A 15,313-nucleotide genomic window follows, 5' to 3' on the forward strand; every position below is an offset into this window, starting at 1 on the left:
TAGCCGCTGTTAATGTTGTCTTACCGTGGTCTACGTGACCAATCGTGCCAACATTTACGTGTGGCTTTTTACGTTCAAATTTTTCCTTCGCCATTTCAATAACCTCGTTAACTTTATTGTTTCTTAATAATTGCTTCAGCAATGTTATTTGGTGCTTCCGCGTACTTACTAAACTCCATTGTATATGTTGCTCTTCCTTGCGTCGCAGAACGTAAATCGGTTGAATAGCCAAACATCTCTGCTAATGGAACTTCAGCCCGAACAATTTTACCTGCTGGTGAATCTTCCATTCCTTGAACCAGACCGCGACGTCTGTTAAGGTCACCCATAACATCCCCCATATAATCCTCAGGGGTTACGACTTCAACACTCATTATAGGCTCAAGCAATACCGGTTTAGCTTTTAATGCACCTTGCTTGAAGCATTGTGAACCAGCGATTTTAAATGCCATCTCACTAGAATCCACTTCGTGGAACGAACCGTCAAACAATGTGACTTTAACATCCACTACTGGATAGCCAGCGATTACGCCATTTTGCATCTGCTCTTGAACACCCTTATCAACAGCCGGAATGTATTCTTTAGGAATAACACCACCGACAATTGCGTTGACAAACTCATAACCTGTTCCAGGTTCTTGAGGTTCAATTTTCAACCAAACGTGTCCATATTGTCCACGTCCACCTGATTGTCTTACAAATTTGCCTTCTTGCTCAACAGGTTGTTTCAATGTTTCGCGATAGGCAACTTGAGGCTTACCAACATTAGCTTCCACATTAAACTCTCGTTTCATGCGGTCAACAATAATTTCCAGATGTAGCTCCCCCATTCCTTCGATAATAGTCTGACCAGATTCCTCATCAGTATGGACTCTGAATGATGGATCTTCTTGAGCCAACTTACCAAGAGCAATACCCATTTTTTCCTGGTCTGCCTTAGTTCTTGGTTCAACTGCTACTGCAATTACCGGATCTGGAAAATCCATTCTTTCTAATATGACAACATTCTCAGTATCACATAAAGTATCACCAGTCATTACTGTTTTTAGTCCCACAGCTGCAGCAATATCACCAGCTCTTACTTCTTTAATTTCTTCGCGTGAATTAGCGTGCATCTGAAGCAAACGACCTATGCGCTCTCTTTTAGCTTTTACTGAGTTATAAACAGTATCTCCACTCTTTAAAACACCCGAGTATGTTCTAAAATAAGTTAAAGTACCAACAAATGGGTCAGTTGCGATTTTAAACGCTAAAGCTGAAAAGGGAGCTTCGTAACTTGTTTTACGAGAAGCTGGCTCACCATCTTCGTCTACGCCTTGAACGTCAGGAATGTCAGTTGGAGATGGTAAATATTCAATCACTCCATCTAAAACTGCTTGTACACCCTTATTTTTAAAGGCTGAACCACAGAACACAGGAACGATTTGGTTACTGATAGTCAATTGACGTAGTGCCTTCTTAATCTCTGCTTCAGTAAATTCTTGACCATCAAGGTATTTTTCCATGAGTTCTTCATTTGCTTCAGCAGCTGCTTCTATAAGTAGAGCACGGTATTCTTCGCATTGTTCTTTGAGATCATCAGGAACATCTTTGTATTGGAAAGTCATCCCTTTATTTTCTTCATCCCAATGAATAGCCTTCATTTTAATAAGGTCAATAACGCCTTTAAACTCTTCTTCAGCACCTATTGGTAATTGAACCACGATTGGATTTGAACCGAGTCTTTGTTTGATTTGGCTAACAACACGTAGGAAGTTCGCACCCATTCTATCCATCTTATTGACGAATACGATTCGTGGCACACCATATTTGTTTGCTTGACGCCAAACAGTTTCAGACTGTGGCTCCACTCCAGACACTGAATCGAACACAACAACGGCACCATCGAGTACTCGCAGTGAACGCTCAACTTCAATCATGAAGTCGACGTGCCCAGGGGTATCGATAATGTTGATTCGATGTGGTTCGAATTGCTTGTCCATACCTGACCAATAGCAGGTTGTTGCTGCTGACGTAATAGTAATACCGCGCTCTTGCTCCTGAACCATCCAGTCCATAGTTGCAGCACCGTCATGAACTTCACCAATTTTATGAGACATTCCGGTATAGTACAGTACACGCTCAGTTGTTGTGGTTTTCCCAGCATCAACGTGCGCTGCAATACCTATGTTTCTATATAGCTTTAATGGAGTAGACACGGGATTACCTCTCTATTAGTTCCATCTAAAATGCGCAAATGCCTGGTTGGCTTTTGCCATCTTGTGTGTATCTTCGCGTTTTTTCACTGCAGAACCTTTACTTTCGTATGCATCCATCAGTTCTCCAGCTAATCGTAACATCATACCCTTCTCACCACGAGTACGTGCTGCCTGTACAATCCAGCGCATTCCTAAAGCAATGCTTCGATCGGTTCTTACTTCAACAGGTACTTGATATGTTGCACCACCAACTCGGCGAGAACGAACTTCAACGCTTGGGCGAACATTATCTAAAGCATTTTCAAAATAACGAAGAACTGTTGTTGAACCGCTTCCTGATTCACCTTCGTCTTCATCTGTCTTTTTAAGTTTCTTTACGCGCTCTTCCATTACGGATAAAGCACCATAAATTATTTTTTCAGCAGTAGACTTCTTACCGCTAACCATTAATACGTTGATAAATTTTGCTAATAATTCACTATGATGTTTAGGATCTGGCAAAATTTCTCTTTTGGGGACTTCTCTTCTTCTAGGCATTTCGATTTCCTACAATCAGTTATTTTTTATCTTTTGGTTTTTTTGTACCGTATTTTGAACGACCTTGCTTACGATCATTAACACCTGAGGTATCTAAGCTACCTCGTACAGTGTGATAGCGTACACCAGGCAAATCTTTAACACGACCACCTCTAATTAGAACAACTGAGTGTTCCTGAAGGTTATGGCCTTCTCCACCAATGTATGATGAAACTTCAAATCCATTAGTTAAACGTACACGAGCAACCTTACGCATAGCTGAGTTAGGTTTTTTAGGTGTAGTAGTGTAAACGCGTGTACACACACCGCGTCTTTGTGGACATGATTCCAGTGCAGGCACGTTACTTTTCTTCTTTACGTCCACACGAGGCTTTCTTACTAACTGATTAATAGTAGCCATTTATACTTAACTCCGATCTGTCTCTTTTGATTATTTCGAATGCATAAGGAGGCCGGATTCTATATAGCTACGGCAGATTTGTCAAGTTTAATCTGCCGTTTTCGAATCCGAACTAGTGTTCTTGATTGTCTGCGTTCAGTGCTTCACTTAACGCATGCTCAACATCACTTGCAGTAACGGTATGCACTGGGTGCTCACCGGCTGCAGCCTTAGCTCTTTTTGCCTTACGGCCTTGATGATATGCATAGCCTGTTCCTGCAGGAATCAAACGACCTACCATCACATTTTCTTTCAAACCACGTAAATCATCAATTTTACCACTTACAGCAGCTTCAGTTAGAACTCTTGTTGTTTCCTGGAATGAAGCAGCAGAAATAAATGACTCTGTAGCCAAAGAAGCCTTTGTAATACCTAACAATATAGGAGTTCCGCGAGCTGGTTGTTTATCTTCAGCAATAAGTTTGTCATTTTCTTGCAACAAGACACTTTCTTCTACTTGCTCTCCTGCCAAGAATTTAGAATCCCCAGCAAAAGTAATAACTCTTTTACGTAGCATTTGACGTACGATTACTTCGATATGTTTATCATTAATTTTTACACCCTGTAAACGATATACGTCTTGCACTTCATTTACGATGTAATTAGCTAATGCTCCAACACCTAGCAAGCGCAATATATCATGAGGATTGAGCGCGCCTTCAGCGATTATTTCACCACGTTCAACATGCTCTCCTTCAAAGACAGAAATATGTCTCCATTTAGGAATTAATTCTTCATGACATTGATCTTCTGAAACATTAATAAGTAATCTTCTCTTACCTTTTGTTTCCTTACCAAAGCTAACCATTCCTGAAACTTCAGCCATAACTGCTGAATCTTTAGGTTTACGTGCTTCGAATAAATCAGCCACCCTTGGCAGACCCCCTGTAATATCGCGCGTTTTGGAGCGCTCTTGGGGAATACGAGCAATAACATCCCCTATACCCACGTGACTGCCATCTTCAAAATTAACAATCGCATCTACAGGCAGATAGTATTGAGCAGGAACGTTTGTACCAGCAAGGAATATATCTTCGCCATTTTCTGCGACTAATTTTACCATAGGACGCATATCACGACCTGCTGCACTACGTTGTTTCGCATCAATAACAACAATGTTGCTCAAGCCAGTTAGCTCATCTGTTTGTCGATTCATGGTAATACCATCGATCAAATCAACAAATTTCAGATATCCAGTTACCTCAGAAATAACTGGGTGAGTATGAGGGTCCCAGGTAGCAATAACTTGTCCCGCTTCCACCGGTGAATTGTCTTGAACTGAAATTACAGCACCATAGGGTAGCTTATAACGTTCACGTTCACGTCCAAATTCATCAAGAATGGTAACTTCACCAGATCGTGACACTGCAACCAAGTTTTTGTTTTCGTGAGTCACAGTTTTAATATTATGTAAACGAATAACCCCTTTCGTTTTGATCTGAATATTATTTGCTGCAGTTGCTCTGGAAGCAGCACCCCCGATATGGAAAGTACGCATTGTTAACTGAGTACCAGGCTCTCCAATTGACTGAGCAGCAATAATACCTACTGCCTCGCCAGTATTAACGAGATGACCTCTTGCCAAATCTCGACCATAGCACTTGGCACATAATCCAAAGCGTGTTTGACAGGTAATCGGTGAACGAACCATAATTTGGTCTACACCTTGTTTTTCGAGTTTTTCCACCCACTCTTCATCCAGCAATGTTCCTGCAGTTACAACAGGCTCACTTTGGTTAGGAATATAAACATCTGATGCAACAACACGACCTAAAACTCGCTCATGTAATGGCTCAACGATATCACCACCTTCAATCAGAGGTTGCATTAGGATACCGGTATCAACACCGCAATCATCTTCAGTAATTACTACGTCTTGAGCTACGTCAACTAAACGTCTTGTTAAATAACCAGAGTTAGCCGTTTTTAACGCTGTATCTGCCAAACCTTTTCTCGCTCCGTGAGTCGAAATAAAGTACTGGAATACATTCAAACCTTCGCGGAAGTTAGCTGTAATTGGGGTTTCAATAATCGAGCCATCTGGCGCAGCCATCAATCCACGCATACCTGCTAACTGTCTGATTTGCGCTGCGGAACCTCGCGCACCAGAATCAGCCATCATAAAGATTGGGTTGAATGATTCTTGTCGAACTTTATTGCCTTTTGCATCAAAAGCTTCTTCTGTTGCTATTTTAGTCATCATCGATTTAGCAACAAGTTCGTTAGTTCTGGACCAAATATCAATTACCTTATTGTAGCGCTCACCATTAGTTACTAAACCAGAGCGGAATTGTGATTCAATTTCGCGAACTTCATTATCTGCATGTTCAATGATGTTGGCTTTATCATCAGGTATTTCCATATCCTCAATACCAATTGACACACCAGAGCGTGTTGCATATTTAAAGCCAGTGTACATAAGCTTATCTGCAAAAATAACAGTTTCCTTCAAACCAAAATTTCTATAGCAAGTGTCGATAACCTTCGTAATAACCTTCTTGGTCATAGTACGGTTTATCTGCGCAAAAGTCATACCTTTGGGTAGTACCTCAGCAAGAATTGCACGACCAACAGTTGTTTCAACTAAATGATGCCCTTCTCCGTCTTCCTTAGGCATACGAATTTTAATTTTTGCATGAATATCAAGATGACCTGATTCATAAAAATTTTGTGCTTCTTGGGCACTAACAAAAATTTTCCCTTCGCCCAATGCGTTGACCTTTTCCCGAGTCAAGTAATATAAACCAAGTACAACGTCCTGGCTGGGAACAATAATTGGCTCACCACTCGCAGGCGACAAGATGTTATTTGTAGACATCATTAATGAGCGAGCTTCTAATTGTGCCTCCAAAGTCAACGGAACGTGAACAGCCATTTGGTCACCGTCAAAGTCCGCGTTGTATGCAGTACAAACCAAAGGATGAAGCTGTATTGCTTTACCTTCAATTAGTACCGGCTCGAATGCCTGTATGCCCAATCTGTGTAATGTAGGAGCTCGGTTTAACAGGATAGGATGTTCACGAATCACATCATCCAAAATATCCCAAACAACAGACTCTTCGCGCTCTACCATTTTCTTGGCAGCTTTAATTGTTGTAGCTAAGCCTCTAAATTCAAGTTTGCTGAATATAAATGGTTTAAATAACTCAAGAGCCATTTTCTTGGGAAGGCCGCACTGATGCAGCTTCAAAGTCGGACCAACTACGATAACTGAACGACCAGAATAGTCAACACGTTTACCCAACAGGTTTTGTCGGAAACGACCTTGTTTCCCTTTAATCATATCTGCTAATGATTTTAGTGGTCGCTTATTTGTACCTGTAATTGCACGGCCACGACGTCCATTATCAAGCAGCGCATCTACTGATTCCTGTAACATTCTTTTTTCATTGCGCACAATGATATCTGGTGCATTCAGATCCAGAAGACGCTTCAAACGATTATTTCGGTTAATAACGCGCCGGTACAAATCATTCAAATCAGATGTCGCAAACCGACCACCATCTAATGGAACTAAAGGTCTTAAATCAGGCGGTAGAACAGGTAGTACATCCATGATCATCCACTCAGGCTTATTTCCAGACTCATAAAAAGCTTCAAGTAGTTTTAATCGTTTTGTAATTTTCTTAATTTTTGTTTCAGAACTGGTAGTTGGTAATTCTTCACGCAAATTCCTGATTTCATCTTCCAAATCAACTTGGCGTAGTAAATCACGAATTGCTTCGGCACCCATACGTGCATCAAATTCATCACCATATTGTTCCATTGCATCAAGATAAACTTCATCATTGAGCAATTGACCACGTTCCAATTCAGTCATTCCAGGGTCAACGACAACAAATGCTTCAAAATAAAGTACACGTTCAATATCTCGTAAGGTCATGTCCAGTAATAAACCTATTCTGGAAGGTAATGACTTCAAAAACCAGATATGTGCAACTGGGCTTGCAAGTTCAATATGCCCCATACGTTCACGGCGTACTTTAGCCAACGCAAGCTCGACACCGCACTTTTCACAAATTACGCCACGATGTTTAAGACGCTTGTATTTACCGCATAAGCATTCGTAATCTTTTACTGGTCCAAACGTCTTGGCACAGAACAAACCATCACGCTCAGGTTTAAATGTACGATAATTTATAGTTTCCGGTTTCTTTACTTCACCATATGACCATGAACGAATTAGCTCGGGAGAAGCTAACGCAATCTTAATTGCATCGAACTCTTCACTTTGTCCCTGTTGTTTAAGGATGCCAAGCAAATCGCTCATTACAGGAGCTTTTCTCATTGGTTCATTCATTGGATCGTCGTTTAGAGTACTCAAGTCTATGCCTCCAAAAATTTGTTAATCAGTATGTATCGCTGAAAAAGTTAATCGTGTTCGAGTTCGATATCTATTCCCAATGCGCGGATTTCTTTCAATAGTACGTTGAAAGATTCAGGCATTCCTGGGTCCATACGATGATCGCCATCGACAATATTTTTGTAGATTTTTGTTCTACCTCCAACGTCATCTGATTTCACAGTCAACATTTCCTGTAATGTATAAGCTGCACCATAAGCTTCGAGAGCCCAAACCTCCATCTCCCCAAAGCGCTGACCACCAAACTGAGCTTTACCACCTAATGGTTGTTGCGTTACTAGACTGTATGAGCCAGTTGAGCGAGCATGCATCTTATCATCAACTAAATGGTTTAGTTTCAACATGTACATGTAACCTACAGTTACTGGATTATCAAATTTGTTTCCAGTTCTACCATCAATCAAGAAGGTTTTACCATCAGAAGACAAATCCGCTAACTGCAACATGCTTTTGATTTCTTCTTCAGAAGCACCATCAAAAACAGGCGTTGCCATGGGTACACCCGCACGTAAATTGTCTGCCAGTCTAAGTATTTCATCATCATTCAGACAATCTAAATGTACTCGTTGTACATCATCATGGTTATATATCTTATTCAGAAATGACTTGATTTCAGTTGCATTTTGTTTTGTATCAAGCATTTGAGCAATCTTATTACCCAATCCTTTTGCGGCTAAACCTAGGTGAGTTTCAAGTACTTGCCCAATATTCATACGTGATGGTACGCCCAACGGATTAAGAACGATATCCACAGCTGTTCCATCTTCCATATGAGGCATATCTTCGACTGGAACAACAATAGAGATAACCCCTTTGTTTCCATGACGACCCGCCATTTTATCACCGGGCTGAATTCGTCTTTTCACAGCAAGATAGACTTTGACAATTTTTAATACACCAGGAGCTAAATCATCACCTTGAATTATTTTCTTACGACTGTCGTTAAAGCGCTTTTCCATCTCTTTAGACAACATTTCAAGTTGTTTTGAAAGTTGTTCTAATTGTTGACTTGTTGCGTCATTTTCAAGACGAATATCAAACCATTTGTCTCTACTTAGTTTATCAAGGTATTCCTGAGTAATCGTGGATCCTGGTTTCAGGTTACCTGGACCTCCTGTTGCCACTTTATCGAGAACAATATTTGCAACACGATGGTAGATATCTTCTTCGCGAATACGTCGTTCATCAACTAAGTCTTTACGAACTCGTGCTAGATGTTCTTCTTCAATGCTTTTCGCACGTGCGTCTTTTTCTAAACCATCACGCGTAAATACTTGTACATCAATAACTGTTCCGTTCATTCCTGATGGAACACGCAGTGAAGAATCTTTTACATCAGAAGCTTTTTCACCAAAGATTGCTCGTAATAGTTTTTCTTCGGGAGTCAATTGTGTTTCACCCTTAGGCGTCACTTTTCCTACGAGAATATCACCAGCCTTAACTTCTGCACCAATGTACACTACTCCTGATTCATCCAGGTTAGAAAGTGCTGACTCACCAACATTAGGGATATCTGCAGTAATTTCTTCAGTACCTAATTTGGTATCACGAGCGATACAGGTTAATTCTTCTATATGAATTGTTGTGAATCGATCATCTTGCACAATACGTTCAGATATAAGAATAGAGTCCTCAAAGTTATATCCATTCCAAGGCATAAAAGCGACCAATAAGTTCTGACCTAAGGCCAGCTCACCCATATCTGTGCATGGACCGTCTGCCAAGATGTCGCCTTTTTGTATAATATCGCCAGTATTTACTATTGGACGTTGATTAATACATGTATCTTGGTTGGAGCGGAAGTATTTAGTGAGGTTGTATATATCCACACCTGTTTCACCTGCGGTAGTTTCATCATCATTGACGCGAACAACGATACGTGATGCATCAACAAGATCAATTACTCCACCTCGTTTTGCGACTACAGAAACTCCAGAGTCGGAAGCTACAATACGCTCCATTCCCGTGCCTACCAAAGGCTTTTCAGAACGGAGAGTTGGCACTGCCTGACGTTGCATGTTTGAGCCCATCAAAGCTCGGTTCGCATCATCATGCTCTAAGAATGGAATTAAAGAAGCAGCTACAGATACAATCTGTTTTGGAGAAATATCCATGTAGTTAATATTATCGGGGGTAGTTAATGAAAATTCATTCTGATGTCTGCACGGAACCAGATCTGCAAGGATATTACCCTCTTTATCAAGAGCAACGCTTGATTGCGCAATATACTGATCAACTTCTTCAATAGCTGATAGGTACTCAATCTCATCAGTCACACGTCCATTGATTACTTTTCGACATGGAGTTTCGATAAATCCATAATCATTAGTCCTAGCATAAACAGACAATGAGTTAATCAGACCAATGTTTGGACCTTCAGGAGTTTCAATAGGACAGACACGTCCGTAGTGTGTTGTATGTACGTCACGTACCTCAAACCCTGCACGCTCACGAGTTAAACCACCTGGGCCTAATGCAGAAACTCTTCGTTTATGGGTAACACCTGATAAGGGGTTTACTTGATCCATAAATTGTGACAATTGGCTGGAACCGAAAAATTCTTTAATCGCTGCAGATACTGGTTTTGCGTTAATTAAATCTTGAGGCATCAGATTTTCAGACTCAACCAAACTTAAACGCTCTTTAACAGCTCTTTCAACACGAACAAGGCCGACTCTAAATTGGTTTTCAGTCATTTCACCAACGCTTCGTACCCTTCGGTTACCAAGGTGGTCAATATCATCAACCATACCAATGCCATTTCTTATGTCGATTAATGTCTTGATAACAGCCATGATGTCTTCTTTAGTCAAAGTACCTGGACCGTCATCATTCTTTCTGCCTACACGTCGGTTAAATTTCATCCTTCCTACAGCAGACAAGTCATATCGCTCATCGACAAAAAATAGATTTTTGAATAGAGCTTCAGCGGCCTCTTTAGTTGGTGGTTCGCCTGGACGCATCATACGATAAATTTCTACAAGTGCCTCTAACTGACTGGAGGTTGGATCAATTTTCACTGTATCCGATATATAAGAACCATGATCTAAATCATTTGTATAAATCATATCAAATTCATGAATTCCGTGAGAAGCCATTACGTCAAGCAACTCATCAGTCACTTCATCGTTTGCTTGAGCAATGATTTCTCCAGTAAGAGTGTCTATTATATTTTTTGATAGTGTCTTACCTATTAAATAATCACGAGGCACTATCAGATCTTTCATCTGACTTTTTTCCATTAATTTGATATGGCGTGCAGTGATTCTTCTACCTTGCTCAACAATTAGTTCCCCTGTTTCAGGAACATGAATATCAAATGAAGCAATTTCACCGCGTAAGCGCTGTGGGATGAGATCGATATGATATTCGCCATTTTTAAGATGGCAGCTGGTCATTTCAAAAAATTCACTCAGGATATCTTCTGTTTCGTATCCTAAAGCTCTTAAGAGAATGCTTACGGGTAATTTTCGTCGTCTATCAATACGAACATAAACACAGTCTTTTGGATCAAATTCAAAATCTAACCAAGAACCACGGTAGGGTATAATGCGTGCGGAATATAACAGCTTACCTGATGAATGAGTCTTACCTTTATCATGCTCAAATATAACACCAGGGGAACGATGTAATTGGGAAACAACTACTCGTTCAGTACCATTTACTACAAACGTACCTACGTCTGTCATTAAAGGTATTTCACCCATAAAAACGTCTTGTTCTCTAATATCTTTGATTGGCTTAGGTTCTTCGCTTGCGTCTTTATCCAGCACAACAAGTCTTATTTTAACCCTTAATGGCGCAGAATATGTTAGGCCTCTTAATTTGCATTCACGAACATCAAAAGCTGGTTCGCCTAACTTATAACCAACATATTCTAATCGTGCATTGCCAGAAAAGCTTTCAATCGGAAATACAGAAGAAAATGCAGCATGTAATCCTGTATTAAAGTGTTCATTTGACTTGCTATCAGCCTGAAGAAAATCCCTGTAGGATTTGAGTTGAATTTCAAGCAGATTTGGTATTGCCATTTTATCGGCCTGCGTACCAAAGCTTTTGCGAAATCGTTTTTTCTCAGCATGCGAATATTGAGGTTTAGCTTCTGCAACGGCCATGGTGTTTCCTCTGTAAATTATTGATGACTTCAAACACGTAAACCCAGCCATGAAGCCATGGCTGGGTCCTATCTCACTGATATAACTTTATTATTTAACTTCTACTGAAGCACCAGCTTCTTCAAGTTCTTTCTTGATGTTAGCAGCTTCATCTTTAGATACACCTTCTTTAATTGTTGAAGGAGCACCTTCTACTAAATCTTTAGCTTCTTTCAAGCCAAGACCAGTAATACCACGAACTGCTTTAATAACGTTAACTTTGTTTGCACCGAAACTGGTCATAACAACAGTAAATTCAGTTTGTTCTTCAGCAGCGGCAGCAGCAGCAGCTGGAGCAGCAACTGCAACAGCAGCAGCGGCAGCAGAAACGTTAAATTTCTCTTCCATTGCTTCGATTAATTCAACAACTTCCATAACAGACATATTTGCTATGGTTTCTAAAATATCATTTTTTGACACAGCCATTACTAGCTCCTGATTTAAAATTAATTTAATGATTAAATGTGATTTAACCTGCTTTTTTATCTTTTACCGCTGCTAAGGTTCTTACTAATTTAGCATGAGGCTCAGCAAGAGTTCTGACAAATTTCTCAACGGGCGCTTTCATCACGTACATTAACTTGGCAATTGCTTCATCACGAGTCGGTAAGCTAGCTACAGCATCAATTTGATCTGCGCTGTACACTTTTCCGCCTACGGATAATGCTCTGACCTCAAGTTTGTCGCATGTCTTAGTGAATTCTTTAAGTAGTCTTGCTGCATCACTAGGTGCTTCTAGTGATAACGCAATGAATAACGGGCCAACAAGCAAGTCATTCAAGCACTCAAATTCAGTGTCTTTAAACGCTCTTCTTGTCAAAGTATTTCTTACAACTCGAAGATAAACACCAGATTTACGTGCTTCACTACGTAAGTGCGTCATTTGATTAACAGTTAAACCACGATAATCAGCAACTACTGCCGAAATAGCCTTTGAGGCGACCGCAGTCACTTCTTCAACAACAGCTTTTTTTGCAGCTAAATTTAATGTCACGTTACTGACCTCCTAATTATACAAATCACAAGGATTTGCCAGTTATGGTGGCCGCCTCTTTCATTAAGTTGGAGCCGGTTCACCGTCTGCGCAGGAAATTAAGCATTAGCACCTGCGGTCTTCGACGGCATGGAACCAAATCTATGCCGTGAATTCCTAAAAATGGGTGGGTATATTACACAGGTATTGATGAAATATCAATAGCTATCCCTGGGCCCATAGTTGTAGACAAAGATATTTTCTTTAAATATTGACCTTTAGATGCAGAAGGCTTCGCCTTTTTAAGATCGCTAATTAAAGCTACGATATTTTCAATGATGTCCTCAACATTAAAATCTACTTTTCCAACAGTACAATGGATAATACCGTTCTTATCAGTTCTGTATCGTACTTGACCTGATTTAGCATCCTTAACTGCTGCTTCAACGTTGGTAGTCACAGTTCCAACTTTTGGGTTTGGCATTAAGCCTCTTGGGCCTAGGACCTGTCCTAACTGACCAACAATACGCATCGCATCGGGTGTTGCAATAACAACATCGAAGTCCATTGCGCCACCTTTTATCTTTTCAGCCAAATCTTCAAACCCAACGATATCAGCACCAGCATCTTTTGCCTTAGTTGCGTTGTCACCTTGAGCAAAGACTGCTACACGCACAACTTTACCTGTACCTTTAGGTAAATTGGTTGATGAACGGACAACTTGATCTGATTTACGAGGATCTACACCCAAATTAACACTTATATCTAAACTTTCGCGAAATTTAGTTGAAGCAAATTGTTTTAAAAGATTGATTGCTTCACTAGCGCTATATAAATGATTGGATTTAATTGTCTCTAAAATCTTTTTTTGTTTTTTCGATACTCTTGGCATGGCATCTCCCCCTTACTCTAAACCTTCAACGTCAATACCCATACTGCGAGCAGTACCTGCAATACTTCTAACTGCTGCTGCTAAGCTTGCTGCAGTTAAATCAGGTTCTTTAATTTTCGCAATTTCTTCAAGTTGCTTGACGTTAAGTTTTGCCACTTTTTTAGTGTTAGGTGTACCACTTCCACTTTGAATACCGGCAGCCTTTTTCAGAAGAACTGAAGCTGGTGGTGTCTTAGTAATAAAGGTAAAACTACGATCACTATATACAGTGATAACAACAGGAGTAGGTAACCCTTGTTCCATTTGTTGTGTCGCAGCATTAAAGGCCTTACAAAACTCCATAATGTTAACACCGCGTTGACCCAAAGCTGGACCGACTGGTGGACTCGGATTTGCTTTTCCGGCTGGAATTTGCAACTTTATATATGCTTCTACTTTTTTTGCCATCTTTACTCCTTATGGGTCATACGCCAGGTTATTAAAAAAAGTATGAATTTACTTTTTAGTTTCTCCTAGCTCCCCTTTTTACACAAAACAGCCCTGATAACTCTTATCTAAACAAGATGTTTATTAAGACTTATCAGGGCACCTTAGCGAACTAAGTTTTCTCTACTTGACTAAATTCAAGTTCAACTGGAGTAGATCGTCCAAAAATTAGAACTGCTACTCTTAATCTGTTTTTCTCATAGTTGACTTCTTCTACTACACCATTAAAGTCAACGAATGGACCTTCTTTGACGCGAACCACTTCGCCTGGCTCAAAGAGAATTTTAGGTCTTGGTTTAGTAACCCCATCTTCAACACGTTGCATAATTGCACGTGCCTCTTTATCTGTAATGGGTGTAGGTGTTTGGCTGGTTCCGCCAATAAACCCTAAAACTCTTGGTATTGCTCTTATCATATGCCAGGTTTGATCATCCATAACCATGTTTACTAGGACATAGCCTGGAAAAAATTTTCGTGTACTTTTGCGTTTTTGACCTGAACGCATTTCAACAACTTCTTCTGAAGGTACAACAACTTCACCTATTTTATCTTCTAAGTTGTGGTGCTGTGCACGAGATTTTATTTCGCGCATAACGAAATTCTCGTAACCTGAATAGGCATGTACAACGTACCATTGTTTCGATTTGTGTTCTTCCACCAAATTCACCCTAAATGCGTTATTTTAGCAATTGCCCACATCATCACTGAATCGACTCCCCAGAGTATAAATCCGGTTACGGTAACCATAACAATAACAATAGTTGTTGTCTGTATTGTCTCTTGGCGGGTTGGCCAAACTACTTTTAACAATTCAACTTTTGATTCTTGAGCAAATTTAAATACTTGTTTACCTACAGAAGTCATGTAGGCAAAAAATAAAGTCAACAGTAACCATACTAGCCATATTATCGACTGGATGGGACCTGAGAAAGTATAGTGATATGTACAAAAAAAGGCTGCTGCAGTTATAAGAACCACAGACATCCATGAAAGTATATTTTTAGTATTACTTTGATTTTCGTTCGAACTTTTCATATTCACTTGTAAGTTGGCAGGCCAGGAGGGAATCGAACCCCCAACCTGCGGTTTTGGAGACCGCCACTCTGCCAATTGAGCTACTGGCCTAAATTAATTGGCATGAATCAATCGAGTCCATGCCAACAGAATTTAACTTTTTTACTCGATAATTTTAGCGACAACACCGGCGCCAACAGTACGGCCACCTTCCCGAATTGCGAAACGTAAACCTTCGTCCATCGCAATAGGTGCAT

General features: G+C 40.3%; 13 protein-coding genes and 1 tRNA gene. All 14 read right to left on the reverse strand.

The annotated features are described in order from the left end of the window. The coding region (locus tag BW930_RS16280; RefSeq protein WP_033159601.1) for a GTP-binding protein at window positions 1–94 on the reverse strand (94 nt) is incomplete at its 3' end. Between the two features lie 19 nt (window positions 95–113). After that, window positions 114–2,198, reverse strand: a complete 2,085-nt coding sequence (gene fusA, locus BW930_RS16285) for an elongation factor G (protein ID WP_058466782.1) — start codon at window positions 2,196–2,198, stop codon at window positions 114–116. Between the two features lie 15 nt (window positions 2,199–2,213). Next, window positions 2,214–2,735, reverse strand: coding sequence for a 30S ribosomal protein S7 (gene rpsG / locus BW930_RS16290; RefSeq protein ID WP_058466783.1), 522 nt, complete (start codon window positions 2,733–2,735; stop codon window positions 2,214–2,216). A 19-nt stretch (window positions 2,736–2,754) separates the two neighbouring features. Next, window positions 2,755–3,135 carry a 30S ribosomal protein S12 gene (gene rpsL, locus BW930_RS16295; protein ID WP_010654837.1) on the reverse strand — a complete coding sequence of 127 codons (381 nt, stop codon included), beginning with the start codon at window positions 3,133–3,135 and terminating at the stop codon, window positions 2,755–2,757. Between the two features lie 112 nt (window positions 3,136–3,247). Then, window positions 3,248–7,444, reverse strand: a complete 4,197-nt coding sequence (gene rpoC, locus BW930_RS16300; protein ID WP_058466798.1) for a DNA-directed RNA polymerase subunit beta' — start codon at window positions 7,442–7,444, stop codon at window positions 3,248–3,250. A 101-nt stretch (window positions 7,445–7,545) separates the two neighbouring features. Then, on the reverse strand, window positions 7,546–11,652 hold the full coding sequence (gene rpoB, locus BW930_RS16305; RefSeq protein ID WP_058466784.1) for a DNA-directed RNA polymerase subunit beta: 4,107 nt from the start codon (window positions 11,650–11,652) through the stop codon (window positions 7,546–7,548). 90 nt (window positions 11,653–11,742) lie between these two features. Then, entirely contained in the window at window positions 11,743–12,117 is a 375-nt protein-coding gene (gene rplL, locus BW930_RS16310; protein WP_058466785.1) for a 50S ribosomal protein L7/L12, read from the reverse strand. A 43-nt stretch (window positions 12,118–12,160) separates the two neighbouring features. Further along, window positions 12,161–12,685 carry a 50S ribosomal protein L10 gene (rplJ, locus tag BW930_RS16315; protein ID WP_058466786.1) on the reverse strand — a complete coding sequence of 175 codons (525 nt, stop codon included), beginning with the start codon at window positions 12,683–12,685 and terminating at the stop codon, window positions 12,161–12,163. 175 nt (window positions 12,686–12,860) lie between these two features. Continuing rightward, window positions 12,861–13,556, reverse strand: coding sequence for a 50S ribosomal protein L1 (gene rplA, locus BW930_RS16320; RefSeq protein ID WP_058466787.1), 696 nt, complete (start codon window positions 13,554–13,556; stop codon window positions 12,861–12,863). 12 nt (window positions 13,557–13,568) lie between these two features. Then, a complete protein-coding gene (rplK, locus tag BW930_RS16325) occupies window positions 13,569–14,003 on the reverse strand; it encodes a 50S ribosomal protein L11 (protein ID WP_010654844.1) in 435 nt (144 codons plus the stop codon). A 151-nt stretch (window positions 14,004–14,154) separates the two neighbouring features. Beyond that, window positions 14,155–14,703, reverse strand: a complete 549-nt coding sequence (gene nusG / locus BW930_RS16330; RefSeq protein ID WP_172461601.1) for a transcription termination/antitermination protein NusG — start codon at window positions 14,701–14,703, stop codon at window positions 14,155–14,157. Window positions 14,704–14,705: 2 nt separating this feature from the next. Then, a complete protein-coding gene (gene secE / locus BW930_RS16335; protein ID WP_058466799.1) occupies window positions 14,706–15,077 on the reverse strand; it encodes a preprotein translocase subunit SecE in 372 nt (123 codons plus the stop codon). A 14-nt stretch (window positions 15,078–15,091) separates the two neighbouring features. Further along, window positions 15,092–15,167, reverse strand: a tRNA-Trp gene (locus BW930_RS16340). Between the two features lie 51 nt (window positions 15,168–15,218). Beyond that, a partial coding sequence (locus tag BW930_RS16345) for an EF-Tu C-terminal domain-related protein (protein WP_076547599.1) occupies window positions 15,219–15,313 on the reverse strand: 95 nt, incomplete at its 5' end.

Source organism: Fluoribacter gormanii (assembly GCF_900156395.1).
Classification (GTDB): domain Bacteria; phylum Pseudomonadota; class Gammaproteobacteria; order Legionellales; family Legionellaceae; genus Legionella; species Legionella gormanii.